We start from the raw sequence: 23,461 nt of genomic DNA on the forward strand, positions 1-23,461 counted from the left end.
ACCTCTCCGACCCGTCATCCTGAGGAGCGCGCTCTTGCGCGCGTCTCGAAGGATCGACGGCCGCTAGCGGGGCCGTGCATCCTTCGAGACGCCGCTTTGCGGCTCCTCAGGATGACGGGACTAAGACCATGGTTTCGATCCCTAGTTGATATCCGCGAGCTTGTGCAGCGTCGCGCCGAAGATCAGGCTCGCCTTGCCGACCAGCGCGGTTCCACTCATGGTGCCGCGGGTGTCGGTGAAGGTGCCGGAGACGCCGATGCCGACCGGCGCCGGCCCGCCGAACAGCGGGTTGTCGGTCTCGCGCGGCGTGGTGTGGCGTTGCACGAGGACCTCGCCCTTGAACGCATCACCCTTCACCGTGTAGCTGCCGGTGTAATACAGATAGGCATCGCCGCCGAGAATTTGCCCGTCGCGGAAGAGAATCACTCCGCTGCCCTTGCCGACGCGTCCGTCCAGCAGGGTGACGTGGATTGAGTACAGCCCGTTCTTCATAATGTCCCATTTACCGGCTGCCGCGCCCGCAGCAATCCGGATTGGTTTTTTATGCCAAAGCGAGCAACCTCGTGCAATGCGGCAGGTTGATTCCGGGGGGGTCCGGAGTGGCCGTGAACCCTCGGTTCCTGCCAGGCGGTGTGACGGCGCGATGACAGCGGACCGTGCGCGCGAATCGAACTGGCCCGCGAAATGCATAGCTCTGGTTGCACTGGCCGGTGAGTGCTGGAGCGAACACATGTCAGACTGGATTGAATCGGGTGGCCGTTTGGCGCGCCCTCGCAATGCCAATGGAACTTGGGCCCGTCGTGCGGGCCGTGTGATGGTGTTTCTCGGACTGATGATGCTGGTGCTGGCGGCCGCCGTGCAAATCGCGCGGGCGCGCGATCCCGATGGCCGCTACGCCAATTCGCCGCTCAAGGAATGGTTCGACGGTCTGCGCAGCGGCAAGGGGCCATGCTGCTCGGATGCCGACGGCAGCGCGGTCAGCGACGTCGATTGGGAATCGAAGGACGGGCACTACCGCGTGCGTCTCGACGGAGCCTGGGTCGATGTTCCCGACGAGGCTGTGGTCACCGAGCCCAACCGGGTCGGCCGCGCCATGGTCTGGCCGATCAAGAGCTACATGGGCGTGACGATCCGCTGCTTCATGCCCGGCAGCATGACGTAGCGGAGCGGTCGTCGCTCACGCGTATTTCTCGTCGCGCTCGAGCAGTTCGATCGAGATGCCTTGCGGGCCGCGGATGAAGCAGATCCGCACGCCGGGGCGGATCGTGGTCGGCTCCTTGGTGAACTCGACGCCCTTGGCCTTGATCTCGGCCGCAACCGCGTCGATGTCCTTCACGGTCAGCCCGAAATGATCGAGTCCCTGATACGGCGTCACCGGCGGGGCGTTGACGCCGTCGCCTTGCGTCACCTCCGCGATGAACACCTTGGCGCCGCCTAGCTGGACGTCGATGCGGCCGGGGCCGCGGATGATCTCGCCGCCGAGAATGTCGCGCAGCCAGGTCGCGGTTGCCTCGGGATCGGGACTGCGCAGATGGACGTGGTCCCAGGTGACGACAGGCATTGCGATCTCCTCGTTGTTCTTGTGCCGCTTGCGTGCGCGGCACTCGCTCTCGGGCGGCGCAAATCTAGCGAGCGGCCCTTTGGGATACCATCCCTCCGTGATGCCAGCCGCAAGATTGTCGTCCCGGAATGAAACCATTCCGGCCGTCGGTGATTGGTCTCGCGTGGCCGCTCGACCTGCGGCCGTCCCGGATGCCGCGTGCTGAGATGCCTGCGGCTTCTGTGCTGGGCGGCTCGATCGGGCGTCGAGGGTGAGGGCACGACGATGCGGATCGGCTTGGCGTCGTTTCGAAGGCTTACCGCCGGACGTCTCGGTGAGGGCGGCCTTTGCGTCAGCCTGCTGCTGTCGGCGATCGCGGTTGCCGGGATTGCGGCTTGGTTCATGCTCCCTGAGCCGAGCGATGCCGGAGAGCAGGATGTCAGGCCGGCGTCTTCCGCCGTCATCCGCTCCGCGCAGGATGCATCGACCGGTGCGCAGCCTGCCCAAATCACAAATCAAGCCGCTAGGGATGCGCCGGCCGCACCGGCAGGTGAACCGGCCACGGTCGGCATGGCCACCGCCGCGCAGCCAGCCGAGGCGGCCAAAGCGTCCGAGCCCGGAACCGAAAGATCGCCGCTGGACCGGCTGCGGATCGCTTCGCAATCCTGGCGGCGCGGCGGGCTGGGTTCGAAGATGCTGGTCACCCTGACGCTGCGTAATGCCAATGATTTCGCGGTAAAGGATATCCAGATCGCCTGCGCCTTCATCCGCAGCGACGGCAGCCCCGTGACGGAACGCAAGCGGCTGATCCCGGACACCATCGCTATGAAGAGCCGCAAGACCTATCCGCGAATGCTGATCGGGTTCGTAAACGTTAACGCAAACAAGGCGAAATGCACCGTCGTGACCGCCAGTCGGGCTTAGTCCCTGCATCCCGAAAAAGTGACCGGGAATTGACTTGCCGGGTGAACCGTAACGGCCAGGCAGGAACTAACTAATAAGCCGACCGTTAGAGAACGACCCGGAAGCGCAGGATGGCGTCTGTCCGGGTGATCATGCGCAGACGATGAACTCGTTGCGCGATGGCTGGTGTCGTCGCGTCGAGTTGAACCGCGCCCGTAGCGCGGGGGGAGCACCTAAAATGCCTGTGGCGCGTTATTTCCTGTTCGTTGGTGGCGTGCTGCTTGCGCTGCTCTTCGTCGTCAATGCCTTTGTACCGCAGGAGGCCGTGGTCGCCAGCCAGGGCCTGTCGTCGCCCGGCGTCGACAGCAAGACCATGGTACGCATCAAGTCGACCCAGAAACTGCCGGAGCGGGTGGTGTACGACACCAACCTGCCGACCCTCGTTCCGTCGCAGGTGAACGCGGTTGCCGCAGCGGCCCCGCCGGCTGCCAGCGACGCATCGGCGCAGGCCCGCGTCCGCAACACGTTCGCCCAGTTCATTCCGCCGGAGAAGGCTGACGCACAGAAAGGCACCGTGGTGGCCGAGGCGAAGCCGGCCGAGCAGCCGGTGCAGGCGCCGAAGAAGCACAAGATTGCGCGCAGCCATACGCATTCCCTGCAGCCGATGCGGCTGGCCCAGCCCGGCATGTATCAGCCTTATCGTGTCGCGCAGCAGCAGCCGCGGATGGGCTTCTTCGGCGGCTTCGGCACCTGGTAGACAAGGACACGCCGCAACCGGCAATCGATACGCCGCCGCAAACACTTGCGGCGGCATTTTCATGTCCGCGAGATCAGGCGGGTAACCGGTTGCGGGTAGGCGGCCGGGTGGCCGGAACCGGTTAGCGCGGCAGGCGCGGAATCTTGTCGGCGAAGCCGTTGTAGCAGGTCAGCCGCTCGTCCTCTTCCTTGACGAACCGACAATCGGCAACGCCCTTGGCAGGGGCGGCCTTTGGCTTGGGCTGCGGCTTGAAGATCTCGTCGTAGCACATCAGCCGCTCCTTGGTGGCGTCGTCGATGTCCTGGCAGGCCTGGAGCTTCTGCGCGACCGATTGCGGCTTGCCCGGTGCAGCCTTTTCGCCCTTCTTGGCTGCCGATTTCTTGCCGACCTGGACCAGCGGCTTGTCGCCGACCATCGGCTGCGGGGCCGCCGCCGGCTTGTCGGCGGCGGGGGGTGGCGTGGTGGCTGGAGCGGTGCCTTGGGCAAGCGCGGCAGCCGGGCAGACGAGCGCCAGCGCGAGGATGATATGTCTCATGATGAAAATATCCGAAGTGGCGTGATGACCGGAAGGATGGCGCCGGGGATCGGAAAAGCCCGGCAAGCGCCGAGGCTTATCGCAAGTTCTGCCCGAATCCTACCCCCGGAGGGGCCTGCCCGGCACCGATCCACCGGCAAAGCAGGGGCAATTCGTCGCCGGTTCGACCGCAAGGGAGCGTGATTTGCGTTTGCCGGGCCGGGCGGCTATGACGGCGCCATCTGCGCGACTGGCGCTCGGATGGACCACCATCGGGGAGCGCAGAGACTGAACGCCGCGCGCCTGGGCACCGCTTCGAAACGGAGGTGCCATGACGGCGAACATTCTTGACGGGCATGCACATGCCCAAATTGTCATCGACAAGGTTGCGAGCGAACTGGACCGGCTGCCCCGCGCGCCCGGGCTTACGGTCGTGCTGGTGGGCGATGACCCGGCGAGCCAGATCTACGTGCAGAGCAAGGTCAGAATGGCCGGGCGGCTTGGCCTGCGCGGCGAGGTCGAACGCCTGCCGGATGACGCCAGCGAGGCCGATCTGCTGGCCAGGATCGATGCGCTCAACGCGCGTGACGATATCGACGGCATCCTGATCCAGCTGCCGCTGCCGGCGCATATCGACGCCTTGCGCGTGATGGCGGCGGTCGATCCCGCCAAGGATGTCGACGGCCTGCATGCGCTGAACGCAGGCCGGCTGTTCCACGGCGACGATGCCTTGGTGCCGTGTACGCCGCTCGGCTGCCTCAGGCTGATCAAGTCGATCCGGCCGGATCTCACCGGCGCTCATGCCGTGGTGATCGGCAGCTCCAATATCGTCGGCAAGCCGATGGCCGCGCTGCTGCTGCAGGAGCAGGCGACCGTGACGCAGACCCACATCCACACCCGTGGCATCAGCAAGATCTGCCGCCAGGCCGACATCCTGGTCAGCGCGGTGGGGAAGGCGGGCCTCGTGCGCGGCGACTGGATCAAGCCGCAGGCCATCGTCATCGACGTCGGCACCACGCGCGTCGAGAAGCCGGAGGGCGGCTACGCGGTCTGCGGCGACGTCTTCTTTGACGAGGCGGTGCAGGTCGCCGGCGCGATCACGCCGGTGCCGCGCGGCGTCGGCCCAATGACGATCGCCTGCCTGATGGAGAACACCGTGAAGGCCGCCAAGGCGCGGGCGGCCCGGCTGCAATAGCGGGGGATGCCTGCTGCGAGGCGCGAGCGGCGGGCTCCGCGCGCGTCTCGTGCCTGGATGTCCCGTGCGCGAAGTTCATGACCCCAGAGGTAATGGAACGCCCGCAGCATTGGTCTATCGTCGCGCGACACACGGAGGCGGGCGATGCTGTATGCGGAAGATCTCACCGAGGGCCAGACATTCCAGCTCGGCACCTACACCATCGGCGAAGCCGAGATTATGGAGTTCGCCGGCAAATATGATCCGGTGCCGATCCATACCGATCCCGTCGCGGCTGCGGCGGGCCCGTTCGGCGGCCTGATCGCAAGCGGCTTCAACACCATCGCGATCTATCAACGGCTCGTCGTGGAGGCGATCTGGACCAAGGTGGCGGGCATCGTCGGGCGGAGCTTCGAGATCCGTTTGCCGAGCCCTGTCCGCCCGGGCGCCACGCTCACCGGGCAATCCCGGATCCAGAAGATCACCATCAGACCGGAGCGGCGCGACGCCGTCGTGATCTTCAAGACCGAGCTCGTCAACGACGAGCAGCGCCCCGTCCTTGTCCTGGTTCTCGATGCGCTGATCCACATGCGGCCGGCGGAGCAGCAGCGGACATAACCTCTGCCAGGATCGATCTGGCCGCCCGGCAATGCTGCGGCTACCATGGCAAGCCTGCCCCGAACTGGGCGTATCAATGACGTCGTCCTGATATGGCCGGACCGCCGGGCGGCAAATTCGTCGATACGGTTGCAAGACGGATGGTGTGGGCGTGAAGCGCAGCAAGCAGACGCGCGGCGAGATCGAAGCCAAGCAGCACAAGGCTGAGGAATGGCGTCGCACGCTGGCTCAACGCGCCGCCGAACGGCTGCGCATGCGCGACTACAAGATCGCGCTGGCGCGCGACGAGGTTCCGGTGGTCACGAGCCAGCTCGCACCCACGAACAGCTATTCGATTCCTGATTTCGTCGAACGCGGAACCTATCGGCCCGAGCCGTTCGTCTGCAAGGATTGCGGCGTTGCCGAGGTCTGGACGCCGTTGCAGCAGAAATGGTGGTACGAGACTGCCAAGGGCGACGTGTTCACCAAGGCCGTGCGCTGCCGGGCCTGCCGCACCAGGGCGCGCGCACGCAAATCCGCCGCCCGCCGCGTGCATCTGGAAGGGCTCGCGAGGAAGAAGCCTTCTGCCACGTAGCGAGCCGTTGCGCCTCGCGTCGGCCACTTACACACAGCGATGGATCTGGAACCCGCGCGCACGCGGTCAATGCGTCGCGCGTGCGGAACGTTTCGTGGCCTGATCGGTTCGAGACTTCGAAGCCTCCGGCGAGGGGTGCGGGCGGGGAGGAACCAGCCAGGGAAACATCCAAGGCCGGAACCAACAAAGAAGGAACAGCGGATGAAGCTCAATTCCACGCAAGTCAAGCAGACCATGACGCAACTGAACGCGCAGGTGCTTCCGGATGATCATCCGGCGGTGGCGCAGCTGAACAGCGTGTTCGGCGAGCACACATTCTTCGTCGACACCACGGGGCTCAAGGTCCTCGAACCCGCCCAGAGCTCCGACATGTCGGGGCAGACCGGTGAGGTGGTTAGCCTTGCCGAGTGGAGCGATCCGGAGCTGACGTCGCTGCGGCCGCACGAGCCCGAACCGACCGGCGTGCTCGTCACGATTGAACCCAGCAAGCACTAACGCGATTCAATCGGATCATGCTCTGAGTGCCGCATCGAGCGGCACCGCAATCGGCCTTCTTGATGGCGACAGTCTCCAACGTCACATCAAGAGGTGTCGAAAGTCACATGGCAAATCAGCGCCGCCTGCGTATGCATCGGTTCGAGATGGGTATCCAGGCGGTGAGGGCCAGATGGGGATCGTGCGGCGCTGGAGCTCTGACGAGGACGAGAAGCTCAGAGAACTCGCCAGGGCCGGCAAGAACGCTCTCGAGATCAGCAACGAACTGACCCGCAGCGCATCGGCCGTGCGCCGCCGCGCCGAGGTGCTGTCGGTCCTCATTATGGCCAAGGCGTTTCGCGCGCGCCCCTCGCATGTCGCCACCCATCTCGAAAGGGTCGCGATCGACGCGATCCGACATCGCCGGCCGTTTCCCGCGGGCGTCGGCCCCAGCACCATTGCCGGAATGATCGAGAAGGGCTGGATCCTGCCGGAGATGGGGCGGAAATATCGCGTCACCGATGCCGGCGTGGAGGCCGTGCGCCGGAAGATCCCGAGCGGGTGAGGGCAGCGCAGCAACGGTTCGTGCCAGCCGGACTATTTGGGGCCGGCTGCAAGATTCTGCGCCCGAGACGGATGTCCCATCCGTTCAATCATCGGAGGCGCGACGACCGGAGTCTCCGCGTGTCCCTCCAGCCGTCCGTGTGATTGCGCCGATGCTCAACGCTCAGTTTGCTCCAGCCGACCGGTACCAGCGTTTCGCCGATCTTGCGCCGTTCGTTCGTGAGGTGATCGGCACCATCGCGGCATTGACCTCGGCTCAGCGGCTGGACGTGGAATTCCTCGAAAGGGAATTCATCCCTGCGCTTGGTCTCAACGATGAGCTTCTGCGTGAGCAGCCGCCGGAGCTTGCGCCGTATTTCGGCAGGGGCCTCCACCTCTGGCAGTATCCGAGCCAGCTCGCGCCGTATCTGGCCTGGCTTGCGCGCAACGCGTCCGGCATTTCCTCCTACATGGAAATCGGCTGCCGCTGGGGCGGCATGTTCATCCTGGTTACGGAGTGGCTGAGGCACAGCGGCGCTGACCTCAAGACCGTGATCGCACTCGATCCGATCGCGCCGACGCCCTTCATCTCGACCTATTTCGATCTGCTGCAGGAGCAGGCGTCCATCGAGCCGGTCTACATACAGGACTTTTCGACCTCACCGCTGGTCGCCGTCCATGTCGATCGGCTGAGGCCCGACTTCGTTTTCATCGACGGCGATCACAGCCTGCGCGGTGCGCTGCAGGATCACCTGCTGGTGCGCTCTCACGCCAGCATCATCGTGCATCATGACATCCACTCGCAGGCCTGTCCGGATACGACGTTGCTCTGGAAGGCGCTGAAGGAGTTCGAGGCACCTGGCTTCGATACGTTCGAATTCATCAGCCAGTATCCGTCCGTCAACGGATCGTTCCTCGGCATCGGCGCAATGAAGCGGCGGCAAGCCTGAGCTGTTGCCCTAGCTGGCGCGCGGTGCCGAAGCAGACGCACCGTTGACTGCACGCGGCGAGGGGCGGCGCGTCTCCAGGTACGAATTGCCCCAGACCCACAGCGACCGGATGACCGGCTCGAGCGAGCGCCCGAGCGGCGTCAGCGAATATTCGACGCGCAGCGGCACCTCCGGATAGATCTCGCGGTGGATCAGATCTGCGGTTTCGAGCTCGCGAAGTTGCCGCGTCAGCATGCGCTGCGAAATCCGCGACAGTCGCCGCCCGAGCTCGTTGAAGCGGATGGTGTCGCCGAGCAGGTGATAGAGGATCACGGCTTTCCACTTGCCGTCGATCAGATCGAGCGTCGCCTCGACGGGGCAGCCGGCCGCACAGTCATAGCTCTTCGCATCAAGCTCTTTCATGGTTCACTCCCTGATACTACCGGACATTCCTGTGCGTAATTGTCAGCACCCAAATTAGCGCGCAACGTCGATCCCGCAAAGCCGAACCTTGCCGATCAAAGCGAGTCCGGCGCGCAACGACATATCAACCATAACAGGGAGGGGACCCGCGTGAAGCGAGAGATTTTGTTGATCGCCGCGATGACGGCGAGCGTATTGCTATCGAGTGCGCGTGCGGATGAGGCGGTCCGTGCCGAGATCGTGGCGCGGTTGCCCGAGTCGGTCGGCAACATCGCCATCACGCCGGATAACCAGCTCATCTTCAGTCATCACCCGTTCTTCAGTCCCGAGATCAGGGTCGCCAAGCTGACGTCGCCGACGACGTCGCAGCCATTTCCAAGTGCGGAGTGGAATACGCCGCGGAAAGGCACCGACCAGTATCTCGACAATGTGCTCGGGCTCAGGTCGGACGAGAATGGCGTGGTGTGGATCATCGACATGGGATTCCGCACCAACATCACGCCCAAGCTGGTTGGGTGGAATACCCGCGGCGACAAGCTCGAGCGCATCTACTACATGCCCGATCCGGTCACGCGGCCGGGCTCGCAGCCGCAGGACATCGTGATCGACCAGAAGCATCGCAAGTTCTACATCGCCGACGAGAATATCGGCCCGGGCGGCGACGGATCGCATGCCGCGATCATTGTCATCGATATGGATACCGGACGCGCCAGGCGCGTGCTTGACGGCGACCGCTCCACGATTCCCGAAGACCTGCCGATCACGGTGGACGGCAAGGATCTCACCGTGTCGGGCAAGGACGGCAAGCCGTCCATCATCAAGGTCGGCTGCGATGGCATCACCATGGATGTGAGGTCGGAGTGGGTCTATTTCGCGCCGCTCAGCGGCCGCTCGATCTACCGCGTGCGCGTGGCCGACTTGAATGACGAGAAGCTGACACCAGCCGAGCTCAGCGCCAAGGTCGAGCGCTATTCAGACAAGCCCAACAATGGCGGGCTCTCGATCGACTATGCCGGCAATCTGTATCTCACCGCGGTCGAGAGCAAGTCGGTGGGCGTCGTCGGAACCGATCGCAAATATCGCACCTATTTGAGCGATGCGGAGATGGTCTGGCCTGACGGGATCACGGCGTCGGCGGACGGCTACATGTACGTATCGGCGTCGCAGATCTCTGCGGCCGGGATGTTCCACGGCGGCAAGGGCGAGAACAAGGCCCCGTATCTGATCTATCGCTTCAAGCCGCTCGCGGCAGGCTACGTCTCGCGATGACCGCGCATCGCGCGTATTGACGACGATCGCCCGACCTGCTCGCAGGCCGGGCGACACCTGCTATCACGCGTTCGCCGGCCGGTCGCCCAGATTGAGCTTGCTCTTGTCGCCGCCGGCCCACGCCAATGTCTTCGGATCCATCACGCGGAACCAGAGCGGCGGGATCGCCGCAAGGCCGAACATGCCGGTGTAGCCGTTGGGCAGCCGCGGGATGTCGTCGAAATCGCGCAGCGACTGGTAGGGGCGCATCGGGTTGGCGTGGTGATCGGAATGACGTTGCAGATGGAACGTCATCAGGTTCGAGACGATGTGGTTGGTGTTCCAGGAGTGGCGCGGCTCGACCGCCTGGTAGCGGCCGTTCGGCAGCTTCTCGCGCAGCAATCCGTAGTGCTCGACATAATTGGCCTGGGTCAGCGCGTACCAGCCGAGGAAATGGTGCGCGACGATGAACGGCGCGACCTTCCAGCCGAACAGCGCAATCAGAATGGCCGCGACGACGAGCGTCAGCGCAAAGCCCTGCAGGATCTCGTTGTTGACCGACCAGACCGGCTCGCCGCGCCGGGTCAGCCGCTCGGCCTCATTGCGCCAGCCGCGCTTGAAGGCGCCCGGCAGCTCGCGGGTGGCAAACGCATAGATCGATTCACCGAACCGCGCGCTGGCGGGATCCTCGGGGGTCGCGACCCAGGTGTGATGGCCGCGATTATGCTCGACGCGGAAATGGGCGTAACCCACCGCGCAGTTGGCGAGCATGCCGAACAAGATGTTGAGCCGGTCAGCCTTGTGGCCGAGCTCGTGCCCGATCAATAGCGCGCCGCCGTTGATGGTGCCAACGCCGAGCAGCAAAGCGACATAGGACCACCACGGCAGCTCCTGCGTGCCGAAGAACGCGATCAGGGCGACGTAGTTGATCCAGGGAAACACCACGGTGATGCGAGCAAGCCGCAGATAATAGGGATCGGCCTCCATCGCGGCGACCACTTCCGCGGGCGGATTGTGGGTGTCTTCGCCGAACAGGACATCGAGCAGCGGGATCAGGATGAAGATGAACACGAACGGAATTAGCGTCACCAGCGGATTATGCGTCCGCAGGAAGAGCCAGTAAGACAACAGCGGGATCAGCGGCGGGATGAACGAGAGCATCCACAGATAGCGCTTGCCGTCCCGGTAGGTGATGGTTTCGCCCGCGGTATTGGTGCCCGTGAAGATCATCGCATTCCCTCCAGCATCTCTTGTCGAGGCGGCGTTCGCCGTTGTTGCCCTGAGGATGCCGCGAGGCGGGCCTGCGCCGCCAGTTCCCAACAGGCCAATTTTGTGGCATTTTGCGCCAAGCGGCTGGACGTTCGCGAGGGAGGGCGCCAAGGCAATGCAGGGATCGGAGGCCGATGCCCTTCGCACGCCGGTGTCCGTGAGCTATGCGCGGGCGCTGGTGCGGGCGTTTGGCAAGACGCGCGGCGAGCGCGACGAACTGCTGCAGGGCAGCGCAATCCAGCAGGACGTGCTCGACCAGCCCGGCGCCCACATGCCGGTGTCGTCGCTGGTGATGCTCGCCGCCAACATCACCCGCCGGCATGGCGAGCTGTGGCCACTGTCGGCCGCGGCGGTCTGGTCGACATCGCTGCAAGGCGCGCTCGACGTCGCGACCCGGACGGCGCCGACCATCGCGGTTGCGCTCAACACCGGCGCGCGCTTCGGGTCGACCCGCGCGCCTTTCATCCGCAATCGGCTGCGCACAACGCCGAGCTCGATCCAGATTGAAATCTCGCCTGCGGTGGCCATGGACGGCGCGCTGTGGCGCGCCGTGGCGCTGGCGGTCAGCCTCAACGTGCACGCGGTCTATGCGCAGCTGCTCGAGGATGCGATCGACCAGGCGACCTTGCAGTTTCCCTGGCCGCCGCCCGCGGGCGCGGAGCGGCTGATGCAGCATTATTCCTGCGCGGTGAAGTTCAACGCGGCCGCCTTCATCTTCGATGTGCCGAAGCAGCTATGCGCGCGGCCTTCGCCGTTTGCCGATCCGGAATTGCACGCCAAGGCGATCGAAGCGCTCGAGGAAATCGAGAAGCCGCGCTCCGACACCGCGGCGCTGGCGCGGATCGTCGAGAGCCTGATTGCGGCGCGGCTGCCGCAGCGCCTCGGCGAGGAGGAAGCCGCGCGCCTCGTCGGCACCTCGCGGCGGACGCTGGTGCGGCGGCTGGCGGAGGCGGGCCGCGCCTTCCGGCCGCTGCTCGACGGCGTGCTGCGGGAGCGCGCGCGGACAATGCTCGCGGCCGATTCACAGTCGCGCGACGAGATGGCGGCCGCGCTCGGCTACACCGACGCGACGAGCTTCAGCCGCGCCTGCAGGCGCTGGTTCGGCGAGAAGAGCTTGCGCAGCTAGCTCAGCGGCGCGCTTTGGCGCGGCTGTGCAGGCTTTCCACCGTTCGACAGAGGTTGGGTGGCTGGTGGATCGTCGCGCTTGCGCTTCGCGGTCCATGCGACAAACGGGTAGGCCAGCAGCGCCAGGTAGCTGGAGGGCATTGGATGATCGACGCCAAACGCCTTCGGATCCTGCCCCTTCGGAAGGTAGGCGCTCCCGAACAGCACATCATAGAACGAGAACAGCCCGGCGAAGTTCTTGTCTCTCGCTGCCGTGTCGCTGCTGTGGTGCCAGTGATGAAATTCCGGCGACACCAGGACGTGCCGCAGCGGTCCATAGTTCAGGCGGACATTGGCGTGAACCAGCCAGGCTTGCCAGTAGTAGACGAGCAGGTAGGTCCCGATCGCTTCCGTAGAGAAACCGAGCGCGTAAAGCGGAAACAGCGCGCCGGCCTTCATGAACGTCACGTCGAGCGGGTGCTGGTGAATCGCAGCGAGCCAATCCAGTTCCTCGACCGCGTGGTGAACGGAATGGATCTGCCACATCGCGGGCACGACGTGCAGGATGCGGTGCGTCCAGTAGACGCCGAGGTCGGCGATCAGGATCACAAGGGGCACTTGAACCAGATACGGAAGATCGCCGATCGTCTGCGTCACTGCCGCAGGCAGGATCGATTGATTGACCAGAATGGCCGCCGTCATGATGGCGATCACACCGGCCAGCACCAGCCCGGCGTTGATGAACAGGAAGGCCATGTCGGTCAGCAGGCCACGCCTGAAAATCTTCTGAGGCCTCGCAGCGAACAGTCGCTCGAAAGGCACGAAGATCAAAACCGCCAGCAAAAGCTGAGTCAGTCCAAATAAATCGCGCATTCAAAATGGCCGCCTGAAATAGCGGTAGCCTATCACCTCGGCTCCCAACAGCGTCAATAGGAAGGAAAGCCCAAGCGCAAGAAGCGTTAAGCGAGAGCGTTAATCGGCCCGGTTCCAGGTCGCCGGGCACGGCAGGAAACCAGCCAAGTCCAGCGCCGCGGATCTTCGCGGTCGGGGAGATGCAGGTCTATTCCGGTGGTCGGGTCGACCGCGCACGAGCCACGCCGGCATGGGCTTGCTTGCGGCGGATCAAGAGTCCTATGCCGCCGACGACCGCCAACAGTGCTCCGGCGATCATGAGCCAATGCGGCAATTGCAATGACAGCAAGAAGTCCTTTGCCATTGTCACTCCAGGACGTCGTACTCAAATGCTATGCCCTCAGGGTCGTTTTCCTCTAGCCATTTTTCAGCGACTTCGATCGTTGCGAAGACCTTGATATGGTTCTCGTCGCCGACCTTTTTCGCTGCGTCCGTGTAGATCCAGACAGTTTTCATCGCATCAACTCAAAAAGTCTGACCTCGCTCAACCGCAACCTGGTGCCGACAATGTGCTGCAGCAGCATATGTGGGGTGCCAACTGTGATCCGATCTCGTTGGATGTCGTCCTGCCCGGCGTAGTAAGCCTGCATGTCGGCACTAAACTGGCGGGCGACCTCCGGCGGGACCTCGATCGGCTTTCGGGGAATGGGCATGCCAGAGAGACAGGGACCTTGGCTTTCGTCGGCGGTCGCGCATGAGCGGTGAAAGTTGTTGTGGCTCGCGACAGACCAAATCGTGTCAAGCCTATCTGCCGGTCAGTGCATGAAAGCCACCATCAGCGCAATCGTGACCAAGACGTATGTGCTTGTAACGGTGATGCCCAGGTATAAGCGCTCCATAACGGCCTCGCTGCCTTTCAAGGTGAGGTGCCGCCCCCTCGTTGTTCATCGTAGCGCTTGCTGCGCACCGCGAAGTTGGAATTTCGACTTACGGTGGGTCTACAGGAAGCACCATCGGGATTAGTCCTTGTGGGCCACCCCGGTATTGCGCCGATCCCGCCTGTCGCTGACGCGCGCGATGGGCTAATTCAGCGACGGTGCATCTAAGACACCACGACTTGGAAATCGTTGCTTGCTTGCATCAAGGATCAGGACGTTCGGAATGGTCATTGGCTGGCTAGCGCTGGCCTTTATTGCGTTCGCCACACTGTCGCCGATCCAAGACCGCCCCTCGTTTGCTGATGATCCGCACGTCGAGCATTTCGTCGCATTCGCGGTGATGGCATTGGCCTTTGTGGTCGGCTATCCCCGGCGCGCCATGCCGATCGTGCTCTTAGTCGTTTTCAGTGCGTTAACGCTCGAAGCAATGCAATTGCTAACCCCTGACCGGCACGGCCACCTGGCCGACGCATTCTTCAAGGTTGCAGGAGGCATCGCCGGCATCGGAGCGGGCCAGCTTCTACTGCTGCTCGTTCTGCGCAACCAGTCCGGCCGGTGACTTCAACCGTTGAACTTCGCGAACGGCCAAGCAGCTTCTCCAGGGTCGAGAAACGGCGCCTTGCTGAAGCGAGCACGACAGTCAGACGCTGACGGCCTCCGTGATCATGCGGCGTTGTCATAGTGCCCTGCGCAGGCGGTCAGCAATTTGCTCAGGGCAAATACACTTGCGCCGTCCAACGCATGGCAGTTCAAACGAGGCGTTCGTTCGGAGTTTGATGCCGCGTCTACGCTCGTCCTAGCTTCGTTTCAGACGAGCGATCCTCTTGTAGTCGATCCACAACTCGACGAATTCGTGCTCGTCCAAAAAACTCTCAGCTCGGCGCTTTGCCTCCTCGTCGTCATTGCAACGAAGTTCATACGTTGCGCGGGCGACGCCGGCTGGGTCTACTCCAAATGCCACGTAAGGTTTGCGTTCTTCAATCATTTTGTCCCCACGACTTAATGGCAGTCCGATTGACGCAGCTCGGCGTCGGAAGATGTCATTGCAAATCGATGTATCTCAAATAACGAAGGAGGCCGCCGGCCGCTGAACAGCGGCCTCCTGGACCCCGATTTCAAATGAACGTCTTGGCAAAAAAATCGCCGCCGAAGGTCCGATATAAGTAGAAGGCAAATGCGCTACCCAGTGAAGTCCAAACACGCCTATCCACATAGGGAACTGTCGTGACGTTGCGAGCGCGACACACTTCTGTGACCTCGGAGCGATCTGCATCGCCCGCGATCCGCGCAACCATGTTCGATGCAATCGGTGATCCGCGGGTTCGATGTTTTCACGAGCCTGCGCCGATGACGATTGGAGCGACGCGGAAAGCTCGATGCCGGGCTGCGCAAGGCGGGATAATAATCCGGTTCGACGACGATGATGACTACGCGCCGTACAACGTTGATCGGATGCTGGTCCTTGTGCAGGAGCGTGGTGCGGATTTCGCGAAACTTTTCGGCTTTCGCAGTGGTCATATGGCCGAAATGTTTCCCACCTCTTGCTGACCCCGCAGATGTCCTATTGCGCTTGACCGGGTCGGACTCGGCGTATCAGCAGTGAACCTGCGCGGCGAACCTCGGGCGGGATCTCAAGCGGTTTCGGGTAGGGGGCATCGGCCGAAATATCGACATGTGGCGTTCGGCCACGTGTGTGCAGGTTCACAGAAGCATCGAAAACCAAGTGCTATATTTAAGAAGATATTGCGGTCGTTCATATTGCTGACGGAGTCCACGATGAATTGCACGGCATCGATACAGCCAAGGTTCCTCGTTCGAAAAGGAAGCACCGACTGGATGGTCTACGATCGACAACGCAAGGGGGCGGCCCAATTGAACGATTACAGTTTGGCTGAGAAACTGACGAAGGAGCAGGCCGAGCAGATCAAGCAGCGGCTGGCGACCTGGAACCTTCAGCCGAGTTGACCTAGCCCGAAACGCCCTTCGCGAAGTTGATTGCCTCGCCGCCGTGACCGTTGCGGTGCATAGACTGATTTTAAGAAAGAGGAGCCGGCGCCAGGGCCTGTACGCCAGCTCCTCCGAAACGGAGACCGTAAGACGTTCCCCAAACCGGTCCCGTCCCTCTGAGAAGCCTGCGCCGACCTGCTTGCTGATTTGCTAACGGCCCGCTCGGCCAGCCCTCGACAGGCGGCGAATGGATATCGTTTTCCGGCAGGCCGGGCGGGAGTAACCCTTAATGGCGTTGCTTGGGGGCGGAACGAGCGGCGATATCGGAGGTAGGTTGTCGGCTCCCGACCCTTACACCCCCAACCCGGTCGGGAGTTGACAGAATGGCGACCTCGACGCGCCGTCCGCGTCGGGGTCGTTCCTCATTGCGACATCGCATTTCAGAACAAACGCCAATCCGCCCTGTTGCGCCCTTGTCGCGCGGAGTGATTTGAGGCGGTTGGTAATGTCTTGATTTTGTTCGCAGCGAGTCGGGCTTGCTCGCAACACGAATACGATCATCCAGAACGAAATTGGTTCGTCCTAAACCATTGGACGATCGATGAAAACGCTGGCGCGCTCGGAGAGATTCGAACTCCCGACCCTCGGAATCGAAATCCGATGCTCTATCCAGCTGAGCTACGAGCGCGTTGCGGGTCGATTATCAGACTTGGGCTGTCGGGGCCAGCAGCGATGGCGCGGCGTCCGCGCGTCCCGCCGGCCTTCTTTTGAGCTCAGAAGCAGGGATGCCGGCGATGATCCTGGCCGATATAGGCGGCTGAGCCCTGGTAGCACTTGTTGGTCGACGGGCCGTCGTAATAGGCGAAGCTGCCGGCGGCCGGGCCCGGGCCGTAATTGTGCAGATAGCTGATGTGGTAGGGCAGGCCCCAATGCGCGTGGTGGTGATGCCGGTGGTGGCGCGGGGTGGCCGAGAGGTCGGCCGCGGCGGCCGGCGTGAGGGCCGGGATGGCCAGGGAAACGGTCACGGCGAGGGCGGCGAAAAGCTTGGTCTTGGTCATTGGCGGCCTCCTGGCGTTCACGCTGGAATCGGCTTGCACAGCCGGTCCAAGGTCCTCTAGCGCTTCATTTAACCCGGAATCCGGCCAAAAAGCTGCGGGAAATCGGTCACAGGGCGCCAAATTTTGCCTTTTTGCGGATGCTTAACGGATTGCCAACACAGTCCGGCCAGACTCTTGCGGTCAGGTCCGCCCGGGCTCGTCTTTCCCTCGGTTTCGAACATTCCATGCGCATCACGCCCCTTGTCGCTTTGCTGCTCTCGGTTCTGGCGGTCACGCCAGCGCGGGCCGTTCTGCACATCACGCGCGACCATGGCGGCTATGTCGAGGAGTACAAGGCCAAGTACAAGCAGATCCGCGAGCGCCGCGAGCGCGTCGTGATCGACGGCATCTGCAACTCGGCCTGCACGCTGGTGTTCGGCATCGTGCCGCTGAACAAGATCTGCGTGACGCCGAAGGCCAGCATCGGCTTCCACCAGGCCTATTACGACAAGGCCTTCACCTTCGGCATCAAGGTCACCAGCCTCGAGGGCACCTCGGACCTGATGTCCTATTATCCCGATACTGTGAAGGACTGGATCCGCCGCAATGGCGGGCTCACCACCGAGATGAAGAAGATCAAGAACGGCGTCGATCTCTGGAAGATCGTCGATCCCTGTCCGGAAGAGTGGTAGGCGCGGACACTCGCGCGCTCCGGACCTCCTTCGAGCGCGGCTTTGCGTGCTTGCCGCGTGCGGCCAGTGCCCGCGATGCGAAACCCTGCAGTCAGAATTTGGAACCGGCAGCACGGGCCATTCGTTTTGCTCATGATGCGTTCATCCTGATGATGCGATGGTGGTCCGAGCAGCGAGAGCGAGCCTCATCGCCGGAGCGGACCGGCCCAGCTCGCCCGCACAGGAGGTTGTGATGGCAACCAGGTCCAATCTTTCGAAGGCCGAGCTCGCCCGCGGCGTTGCGGGCGCCGCATCAGCGTTGGTGCTGAGCGCGCTCGTCCTGTTCGTCGCCGCACATCACCTGAGCGGTGGGTAGACCGGGCGGCGGGTCCGCCAAGCCAGTCATGAAAACAGGAAGGTCCCGATCAGGAGGCCGGCCGCAAATGCCCAGAGTCCGAGGGTGCAGGCCGAGATGACCCGAACGAGATTGCGCAGATCCACGTCCTGCCAGCTGCTGTGGGATCGATACGTCAATGCAGGCACCCCCTGCGACGGCCGCCTTTGCTCTCCGCCGGGGAACCCTGTTCCCCATAGATGCCCAAATGAAGGCAACGGCCGGTTGTGCCAATCACGCGTTTGCGATCCGTAGGCGCCGGTCGGCCGCCTTGCCAGCCGGGATCGAAGCCGGAGGCGGCGCCCCTCAGGCCGCGAAGGCCGAACCGCCGCCTTGCACGATGTCGCTGAGATATTTCGCCGGCGGCTTGCCGAGCGCCTTCTTGAACATGGTGATGAACGCGGTGACGGATTCATAACCGAGCGCGGTCGAGACCTGCTGAACGCTGGCTCCGGCCGACAACTCGCGCAACGCGACGATCAAATGCAGCTGCTGGCGCCAGCGGCCGAACGTCAGGCCGGTTTCGCTCAGGACGAGACGCGCGAGGCTGCTTTCGCTCATCGCCACACGACCGGCCCATTGGGCCATCGTGCTGCGATCGGAAGGATCGTCGGCGAGATCAGCCGCGATCCGTCGCAGGCGCGGTTCGCCCGAGATCGGCAGATGCAGCTGCTGGACCGGCATTTGCGGCAATTCGCTCAGCAGCAATTGCGCGACCAGCATCGCATCGCCTATGTCATGCTGCATGCGATCCGACAGCGCGACGATGAGCTCGCGGAGCAGCGGCGAGATCGACAGCGTGCAGCAGCGGTCGGGCAGGTCGGCGGCACCGGGCTCGACGAAGACGAAGAAGATCCGCGCATTGGCGGTTGCGATATTGGTGTGGCGGGTGCCGCCGGGGAGCCAGACGCCGCAATGCGGCGGTACCATCCAAAGTCCGTTCGGAACGCGGCACATCACGCCACCGCCGAGCGCAAACACCAACTGTCCCTTCCGGTGCGCGTGCTCGGCCGCCTCGACCTTGTTCTCGGTGACGTCGAGGCGAACGGCGAGGGCCGGGGCGACGACGTCATCCGGATCGAGGTCCGGCCAAGGATAGCGAAGCTGAAAAACCCATAACGAAGTTGAAAACCCATAGCGGAGTTGAAAACCGACCGCGTGACTGAATTTAGCGATCAATAGAACGGATATGTAAATTCTTCCGGCAGCCAAGTCGATAGTTTCCGCGCGTGCAGACAGCCGGGAGCATGCGATGACGATGATTGCGCCGATGCGGAATTTGGGCGGGCAGGGGCTCCTGGTCGCAGGGATCCTGCTGATCGCCTCGGCGCTCCGTGCGCCCATCACCGGCGTGGCGCCGATGCTCGGCATGATCCGCGAGAGCAGCGGGGTCAGCGCGGCGGAGGCGGGGGTCCTGACGACGCTGCCCTTGCTTGCGTTCGCCGCGATCTCACCGGTTGCAGCCATCCTCGGGCGCAGATGCGGCATGGAGCGGTCGCTGTTCGGCGCGTTGCTGGTCATCGCGGCCGGGATCGCGCTGCGCTCGTCCGGTCCGGTCTGGACGCTGTTCGCCGGCACTGCCACCATTGGTGCCGGGATCGCTGTTGCAAATGTTCTGCTGCCGAGCCTGCTCAAGCGGGACTTTCCGACCCGCATCGCGAGCCTGACCGGCGCCTACGCGATCACGTCCGCATCGGCCCAGGCGCTGGCATCCGTCGTGGCGATCCCGCTTGCTCTATTGCCCGGATCGAGCTGGCACCTCTCGCTTGCGAGCACACTGATCTTTCCGTTGGTGGCGCTGGTCGCCTGGGTCCCGCAACTGGGGATGCACTCGGCTCCAGCGATCGAGCCTGGCTCGCCGTCGCGTCGCGGGCGCATCTGGCACTCGCCGCTCGCCTGGCAGGTCACCGGCTTTCTCGGCCTGACCTCGCTGGTGTTCTACATCATCGTCGGATGGCTGCCCGCTATCCTCGTGCAGGCGGGCTATTCAGCGGCGGCGGCGGGCACGCTGCACGGCGTGGCGCAATTGGCGACGGCGGTTCCCGGCTTGATCCTTGGTCCGATGGTCCGGCGCATGAAGGATCAGCGCGGCATCGCGATCGTCGTGTCGCTCGCGACCTGCGTCGCGCTGCTCGGCTTGTGGCAGCTTCCTTCGCTTGCGATGGTGTGGGTCGCGCTGTTCGGCTTCGGGGCGGGAGCCGCCTTCATCCTCGGTCTGACATTCGTCAGCCTGCGAACCGCGCACAGCCAACAGGCGGCTGCGCTGTCAGGCATGGCGCAATGCCTCGGCTACACGCTCGCGGCTGCGGGCCCGCCGCTCGCCGGACTTGCCCACGATGCAACCGGAGGCTGGGAGGTCGCGCTCGTGTGCTGTGCCGTCGCGACCGTGCTGATGGCGGTGCTTGGCAACTTCGCGGGCCGCGCGTCAACGATCTGATGCTTGTTCTGTGCGGACATCCGGCCTGTCAGATCGGCTTCCGCACCGGCGGCGTACAGGGGATGGCGGATGCCCGTCGGTTGTACGCGATGAAGCCGCGCGCTATGGAGACGCGTGGCGAGCAAGAGCCCGGGGAAAGTGCCGTTGAGGATATCCGCCAATACGCGCATCGTGATCGGATCGACGCTTTTTGCCCTGGCGTCGAGTGCGTTGCTTTATCTGGTTCCGGCGAGCCCGATCGACAGACTTCTGCTGCGCGGCACATTTCACTTCTATCAGGGGCACGCGTTTCTCGTCCCCGTCAAATACGTGGATGGCAAGATCGAGACTGCCCGACTGTATGAAGATGACAGGCTTCTCGGTCCGCCGAACAGCACCCAGCAAGAGATCATCGACAAGGGCGCCGGCCGATTTGGACTTTACCGGGATCGCTGGGGCTATTTCGGACCGGCCTTGATGTTCTCGACGAGTGACAATACCGACCCGAACACCAACGGCAGGAAGTATCACCTCAGGTGACGATGTGGCGTGCGGAGCGACCTTGCCTTCCAGTAGCGGAAGGTATCGAGGGTGATCGGTACGAAGGCGGTGCCGAACAGCGTTGGATCGGGCACGACAACATCCGCCGCCGCGTATGGGTCCCTGCTTTCGCAGGGACGACGCTGTGGGTGAGGCACCACCTGCTTGCAGCGGTGGGCTCGCCCGCCACCCCAAAAATTCGCGATTGCCGGTTGCCTCATCTTCAGGCAATGACGGCCTGCAATGAACAAGAGCTTCGAGGAAACTGCCGCTCGTCTGGCGCCGGCGATCTTTGTCGTGCTGTGGAGCACGGGATTCATCGGCACCAAATACGTCATCAACAACGCGGAGCCGCTGACCTATCTGGCGATCCGAATGGCGTTCGTGGTGGTGGTGATGGCTGTGATCGCCGCGGTCGCACGGCCGAAATGGCTGGACCGGACAGGTGTTTTCCACAGTGCGGTAGCCGGCATCCTGGTGCATGGCTTCTATCTCGGCGGCACCGCGATTGCGATCGCGCATTCGATTCCCGCAGGACTGTCGGCGTTGATCCCGGGCTTGCAACCGATCCTGACCTCGACCATCGCTAACCGCTGGCTCGGCGAGCGCGTCACGCCGCTGCAATGGGGCGGGCTCGTGCTCGGCCTCGCCGGGGTCGTGCTGATCCTGCACAACCGGCCGATGACGGGCGATGCGGGATGGGGCTGGCTTGCCTCCGGCGTCTCGCTGATCAGCATCACGCTTGGCACGCTGTACCAGCGCCGTTACTGCAACCAGATTGACTGGCGCGCCGGCAATCTGGTGCAGTACCTCGCGGTGACGATCTTCTTCGGCATCGGCGCGTGGCTGTTCGAGACCAATGTCGTGCATTGGACCAGCGAGTTTGTGCTGGCCATTGCCTGGCTGGTGTTCGCGCTGTCGATCGGCTCGATTGGGCTGTTGTACTGGCTGATCCGTCACCATGCCGCGACCTCGGTCGCGAGCCTGTTCTATCTGGTGCCGGCGGTGACCGCGCTGATGGCCTATGTGTTGTTCGGCGAGCGGCTGGATTACGTCGCGATGGCCGGCATGGCCGCTTGCGCCGCCGCGGTGCTGGTGGTCAACCGCCGCGCTTAATCCTTGCTCTATTCCTTGCGGCGGATTTTTGTATAGGCCGCGAGCGCACGTTCGCGGCCCTTCTTGTGATCGACGATCGGGGCCGGATAGGTCGTGCCGAGCTCGATGCCCGCGCTCGCAAGTTCGATCGGCGTCGCGGTCCAGGGCTGATGGATGATGTCGTTCGGCAAACGCGCGAGCTCCGGCACCCAGCGCCGGACATAGGCTCCGTCCGGATCGAACTTCTCGCCTTGCAGGATCGGATTGAAGACGCGGAAATAGGGCGCGGCGTCGGCGCCGGAGCCCGCGACCCATTGCCAGTTCGCCGGATTGGAGCCGGCATCGGCATCGACCAGCGTGTCCCAGAACCATTCTTCGCCGCTGCGCCAGTCGATCAGCAGGTGCTTCACCAGGAACGAGGCGACCACCATCCGCACCCGGTTGTGCATCACGCCACTGCGCCAGAGCTCGCGCATCCCGGCGTCGACGATCGGATAGCCGGTCAGGCCGCGCTGCCAGGCCTTCAAGAAGAGGGCGTTGCGCTTCCACGGAAACGCGTCGAACTGCTCCTGCAGATTCCGATCCGCCAAATCAGGCACATCGAACAGCAGGTGGCGGCAGAACTCGCGCCAGCCGAGCTCGCTGAGGAATTTGTCGATGTCGCCGGCGAGGCGCGGGTGCTCGGCGGCGGCGAAGCGGGCGGCATGCCAGACCTGGCGCGGGCTGATCTCGCCGAAGCGCAGATGCGGCGACAGGCGCGAAGTGCCGTCGCGGTCCGGCCGGTCGCGGTCGCCGGCATATCCGCTGATGCTCTCATCGAGGAATGTCTTCAGTCGATCGTGCGCCGCGGCTTCGCCGGGGGTCCAGCTTTCGCGTAGGCCGCCGGCCCAATCGGGCCGCGTCGGTTCGAGATCCCAGTCGTCGACGGCTTCGCTCGCGATGCCGCTGACGGATGTGAGCTTCCTCGGCGCCGGCAGCGGCTTTGGCGGATCGCCGAGACCCTGTACGCGCCGCCAGAATGGCGTGAACACGCGCAAGGCCCGATTATCCTTGTTGCGGATGACCTTGGGGTCAACGAGCAGGTCGCCGGCAAAAATTTGGGACGCGATGCCGTCAGTTGCGAGCGCAGCTTCGACATCTCTGCCAACGGCTCGATGTGGCGCCTGCGCGATGTCGTTCCAGAACACGGCGCTCGCATTGATGTCGCGCGCAAGCGTGGCGATCACGGAGGCGGCGGGCCCGGTGCGCAGTACCAGCGTTCCGCCGATCGCATCACAGCTCTTGCGGAGCGCGCGCAGCGACTGCGCCAGCCACCATCGCGTCGCACCGCCGAGGGGGCGCACCGCCGGCGGCATCAAAGCGCGACTTTCGTCGTCGCGGATATAGAGACCAACCACGGGCGCGCCGCGGCTGGCCGCATCATGCAGGGCCGGGTGATCCGACAGCCGCAGATCGTCGCGGAACCAGACGATAACAGGCTGTGCGCGGGCCACCCGGACGC

General features: G+C 63.7%; 30 protein-coding genes, 1 tRNA gene and 1 riboswitch. Of the genes, 19 read left to right on the plus strand and 12 right to left on the minus strand.

Translation table 11 applies throughout. The annotated features are described in order from the left end of the window. Positions 1-141 precede the first annotated feature (141 nt). Entirely contained in the window at positions 142-492 is a 351-nt protein-coding gene (locus BraRD5C2_RS06060; RefSeq protein WP_092114933.1) for a GrlR family regulatory protein, read from the minus strand. Between the two features lie 238 nt (positions 493-730). On the opposite strand from BraRD5C2_RS06060, the gene BraRD5C2_RS06065 reads away from it, so the two are divergent. After that, complete coding sequence (locus BraRD5C2_RS06065; RefSeq protein WP_374707963.1) at positions 731-1,162, plus strand: hypothetical protein; 432 nt, start codon at positions 731-733, stop codon at positions 1,160-1,162. Positions 1,163-1,177: 15 nt separating this feature from the next. Here BraRD5C2_RS06065 and BraRD5C2_RS06070 read toward each other — a convergent pair whose 3' ends face one another. Then, positions 1,178-1,561: a VOC family protein gene (locus tag BraRD5C2_RS06070; RefSeq protein WP_223967660.1), complete on the minus strand. Its 384-nt coding sequence runs from the start codon at positions 1,559-1,561 to the stop codon at positions 1,178-1,180. Between the two features lie 264 nt (positions 1,562-1,825). Between BraRD5C2_RS06070 and BraRD5C2_RS06075 the strand changes: the two genes are divergently transcribed. Beyond that, positions 1,826-2,464, plus strand: a complete 639-nt coding sequence (locus BraRD5C2_RS06075; protein ID WP_223967403.1) for a hypothetical protein — start codon at positions 1,826-1,828, stop codon at positions 2,462-2,464. A 217-nt stretch (positions 2,465-2,681) separates the two neighbouring features. Further along, a complete protein-coding gene (locus tag BraRD5C2_RS06080; protein ID WP_223967404.1) occupies positions 2,682-3,200 on the plus strand; it encodes a hypothetical protein in 519 nt (172 codons plus the stop codon). A gap of 121 nt (positions 3,201-3,321) precedes the next feature. On the opposite strand, the gene BraRD5C2_RS06085 is transcribed toward BraRD5C2_RS06080, so the two are convergent. Continuing rightward, a complete protein-coding gene (locus BraRD5C2_RS06085; protein WP_223967405.1) occupies positions 3,322-3,735 on the minus strand; it encodes a hypothetical protein in 414 nt (137 codons plus the stop codon). A gap of 215 nt (positions 3,736-3,950) precedes the next feature. Then, positions 3,951-4,030: riboswitch (ZMP/ZTP riboswitch) on the plus strand. A 15-nt stretch (positions 4,031-4,045) separates the two neighbouring features. Between BraRD5C2_RS06085 and BraRD5C2_RS06090 the strand changes: the two genes are divergently transcribed. The 6 genes from BraRD5C2_RS06090 to BraRD5C2_RS06115 all read left to right on the plus strand — a co-directional run bounded on the left by BraRD5C2_RS06090 (position 4,046) and on the right by BraRD5C2_RS06115 (position 8,047). Then, complete coding sequence (locus BraRD5C2_RS06090) at positions 4,046-4,909, plus strand: bifunctional 5,10-methylenetetrahydrofolate dehydrogenase/5,10-methenyltetrahydrofolate cyclohydrolase (RefSeq protein WP_223967406.1); 864 nt, start codon at positions 4,046-4,048, stop codon at positions 4,907-4,909. 144 nt (positions 4,910-5,053) lie between these two features. Beyond that, on the plus strand, positions 5,054-5,506 hold the full coding sequence (locus BraRD5C2_RS06095) for a MaoC/PaaZ C-terminal domain-containing protein (RefSeq protein WP_223967407.1): 453 nt from the start codon (positions 5,054-5,056) through the stop codon (positions 5,504-5,506). A gap of 151 nt (positions 5,507-5,657) precedes the next feature. Beyond that, positions 5,658-6,080 (plus strand): zinc-ribbon domain containing protein, encoded by a 423-nt coding sequence (locus BraRD5C2_RS06100; RefSeq protein ID WP_223967408.1) that lies wholly within the window; start codon positions 5,658-5,660, stop codon positions 6,078-6,080. Between the two features lie 201 nt (positions 6,081-6,281). Continuing rightward, positions 6,282-6,575, plus strand: coding sequence for a hypothetical protein (locus BraRD5C2_RS06105; protein ID WP_223967409.1), 294 nt, complete (start codon positions 6,282-6,284; stop codon positions 6,573-6,575). A gap of 172 nt (positions 6,576-6,747) precedes the next feature. Beyond that, the gene (locus BraRD5C2_RS06110; protein WP_223967410.1) at positions 6,748-7,119 is read left to right on the plus strand and encodes a hypothetical protein; all 372 of its coding nucleotides are present in this window, start codon (positions 6,748-6,750) and stop codon (positions 7,117-7,119) included. A gap of 151 nt (positions 7,120-7,270) precedes the next feature. Next, a complete protein-coding gene (locus tag BraRD5C2_RS06115; protein ID WP_223967411.1) occupies positions 7,271-8,047 on the plus strand; it encodes a hypothetical protein in 777 nt (258 codons plus the stop codon). Positions 8,048-8,056: 9 nt separating this feature from the next. Here BraRD5C2_RS06115 and BraRD5C2_RS06120 read toward each other — a convergent pair whose 3' ends face one another. Beyond that, positions 8,057-8,449 (minus strand): winged helix-turn-helix transcriptional regulator, encoded by a 393-nt coding sequence (locus BraRD5C2_RS06120; protein ID WP_223967412.1) that lies wholly within the window; start codon positions 8,447-8,449, stop codon positions 8,057-8,059. A gap of 150 nt (positions 8,450-8,599) precedes the next feature. Here BraRD5C2_RS06120 and BraRD5C2_RS06125 point away from each other — a divergent pair, with 150 nt between their 5' ends. Continuing rightward, on the plus strand, positions 8,600-9,718 hold the full coding sequence (locus BraRD5C2_RS06125) for a major royal jelly family protein (RefSeq protein WP_223967413.1): 1,119 nt from the start codon (positions 8,600-8,602) through the stop codon (positions 9,716-9,718). Positions 9,719-9,781: 63 nt separating this feature from the next. Here the strand turns inward: BraRD5C2_RS06125 and BraRD5C2_RS06130 are convergent, their stop codons facing one another. Then, on the minus strand, positions 9,782-10,927 hold the full coding sequence (locus BraRD5C2_RS06130; protein WP_223967414.1) for an alkane 1-monooxygenase: 1,146 nt from the start codon (positions 10,925-10,927) through the stop codon (positions 9,782-9,784). A 154-nt stretch (positions 10,928-11,081) separates the two neighbouring features. Here BraRD5C2_RS06130 and BraRD5C2_RS06135 point away from each other — a divergent pair, with 154 nt between their 5' ends. Further along, positions 11,082-12,092 carry a helix-turn-helix domain-containing protein gene (locus tag BraRD5C2_RS06135; protein ID WP_223967415.1) on the plus strand — a complete coding sequence of 337 codons (1,011 nt, stop codon included), beginning with the start codon at positions 11,082-11,084 and terminating at the stop codon, positions 12,090-12,092. Here the strand turns inward: BraRD5C2_RS06135 and BraRD5C2_RS06140 are convergent. The 3 genes from BraRD5C2_RS06140 to BraRD5C2_RS06150 all read right to left on the minus strand — a co-directional run bounded on the left by BraRD5C2_RS06140 (position 12,089) and on the right by BraRD5C2_RS06150 (position 13,438). After that, the gene (locus BraRD5C2_RS06140) at positions 12,089-12,943 is read right to left on the minus strand and encodes a sterol desaturase family protein (protein ID WP_223967416.1); all 855 of its coding nucleotides are present in this window, start codon (positions 12,941-12,943) and stop codon (positions 12,089-12,091) included. The two genes, BraRD5C2_RS06135 and BraRD5C2_RS06140, sit on opposite strands and share 4 nt — an antisense overlap. 187 nt (positions 12,944-13,130) lie before the next feature. Then, positions 13,131-13,286 (minus strand): LPXTG cell wall anchor domain-containing protein, encoded by a 156-nt coding sequence (locus tag BraRD5C2_RS06145; RefSeq protein WP_223967417.1) that lies wholly within the window; start codon positions 13,284-13,286, stop codon positions 13,131-13,133. A 2-nt stretch (positions 13,287-13,288) separates the two neighbouring features. Next, positions 13,289-13,438, minus strand: coding sequence for a hypothetical protein (locus BraRD5C2_RS06150; RefSeq protein WP_223967418.1), 150 nt, complete (start codon positions 13,436-13,438; stop codon positions 13,289-13,291). Between the two features lie 645 nt (positions 13,439-14,083). Between BraRD5C2_RS06150 and BraRD5C2_RS06155 the strand changes: the two genes are divergently transcribed. The 3 genes from BraRD5C2_RS06155 (at position 14,084) to BraRD5C2_RS39360 (ending at position 15,825) form a co-directional block, all read left to right on the plus strand. Then, complete coding sequence (locus BraRD5C2_RS06155; protein WP_223967419.1) at positions 14,084-14,419, plus strand: VanZ family protein; 336 nt, start codon at positions 14,084-14,086, stop codon at positions 14,417-14,419. A gap of 734 nt (positions 14,420-15,153) precedes the next feature. Next, entirely contained in the window at positions 15,154-15,408 is a 255-nt protein-coding gene (locus tag BraRD5C2_RS39625; protein WP_374707964.1) for a glycosyltransferase, read from the plus strand. A gap of 288 nt (positions 15,409-15,696) precedes the next feature. Beyond that, the gene (locus BraRD5C2_RS39360; RefSeq protein ID WP_263009970.1) at positions 15,697-15,825 is read left to right on the plus strand and encodes a hypothetical protein; all 129 of its coding nucleotides are present in this window, start codon (positions 15,697-15,699) and stop codon (positions 15,823-15,825) included. Positions 15,826-16,418: 593 nt separating this feature from the next. Here BraRD5C2_RS39360 and BraRD5C2_RS06160 read toward each other — a convergent pair. Together BraRD5C2_RS06160 and BraRD5C2_RS06165 are read right to left on the minus strand one after the other, a co-directional pair. Further along, positions 16,419-16,495: transfer RNA gene (locus tag BraRD5C2_RS06160), tRNA-Arg, on the minus strand. A gap of 85 nt (positions 16,496-16,580) precedes the next feature. Beyond that, a complete protein-coding gene (locus BraRD5C2_RS06165) occupies positions 16,581-16,865 on the minus strand; it encodes a hypothetical protein (protein ID WP_223967420.1) in 285 nt (94 codons plus the stop codon). Positions 16,866-17,089: 224 nt separating this feature from the next. Between BraRD5C2_RS06165 and BraRD5C2_RS06170 the strand changes: the two genes are divergently transcribed. Both BraRD5C2_RS06170 and BraRD5C2_RS39365 read left to right on the plus strand, forming a co-directional pair. Then, the gene (locus tag BraRD5C2_RS06170; protein ID WP_223967421.1) at positions 17,090-17,536 is read left to right on the plus strand and encodes a hypothetical protein; all 447 of its coding nucleotides are present in this window, start codon (positions 17,090-17,092) and stop codon (positions 17,534-17,536) included. A gap of 232 nt (positions 17,537-17,768) precedes the next feature. Then, on the plus strand, positions 17,769-17,891 hold the full coding sequence (locus tag BraRD5C2_RS39365) for a hypothetical protein (protein ID WP_256459054.1): 123 nt from the start codon (positions 17,769-17,771) through the stop codon (positions 17,889-17,891). Between the two features lie 324 nt (positions 17,892-18,215). Here BraRD5C2_RS39365 and BraRD5C2_RS06175 read toward each other — a convergent pair whose 3' ends face one another. Continuing rightward, the gene (locus tag BraRD5C2_RS06175) at positions 18,216-18,893 is read right to left on the minus strand and encodes an AraC family transcriptional regulator (RefSeq protein ID WP_223967422.1); all 678 of its coding nucleotides are present in this window, start codon (positions 18,891-18,893) and stop codon (positions 18,216-18,218) included. Between the two features lie 268 nt (positions 18,894-19,161). On the opposite strand from BraRD5C2_RS06175, the gene BraRD5C2_RS06180 reads away from it, so the two are divergent. The 3 genes from BraRD5C2_RS06180 (at position 19,162) to BraRD5C2_RS06190 (ending at position 21,981) form a co-directional block, all read left to right on the plus strand. Further along, entirely contained in the window at positions 19,162-20,346 is a 1,185-nt protein-coding gene (locus BraRD5C2_RS06180) for an MFS transporter (protein ID WP_223967423.1), read from the plus strand. A gap of 114 nt (positions 20,347-20,460) precedes the next feature. Further along, positions 20,461-20,865: a hypothetical protein gene (locus BraRD5C2_RS06185; RefSeq protein ID WP_223967424.1), complete on the plus strand. Its 405-nt coding sequence runs from the start codon at positions 20,461-20,463 to the stop codon at positions 20,863-20,865. 243 nt (positions 20,866-21,108) lie between these two features. Then, the gene (locus BraRD5C2_RS06190) at positions 21,109-21,981 is read left to right on the plus strand and encodes a DMT family transporter (protein WP_223967425.1); all 873 of its coding nucleotides are present in this window, start codon (positions 21,109-21,111) and stop codon (positions 21,979-21,981) included. A gap of 8 nt (positions 21,982-21,989) precedes the next feature. Here the strand turns inward: BraRD5C2_RS06190 and BraRD5C2_RS06195 are convergent, their stop codons facing one another. Continuing rightward, on the minus strand, positions 21,990-23,453 hold the full coding sequence (locus BraRD5C2_RS06195; RefSeq protein ID WP_223967426.1) for a cryptochrome/photolyase family protein: 1,464 nt from the start codon (positions 23,451-23,453) through the stop codon (positions 21,990-21,992). Between the last annotated feature and the right edge of the window lie 8 nt (positions 23,454-23,461).

Source organism: Bradyrhizobium sp. RD5-C2 (assembly GCF_019972155.1).
GTDB lineage: Bacteria > Pseudomonadota > Alphaproteobacteria > Rhizobiales > Xanthobacteraceae > Bradyrhizobium.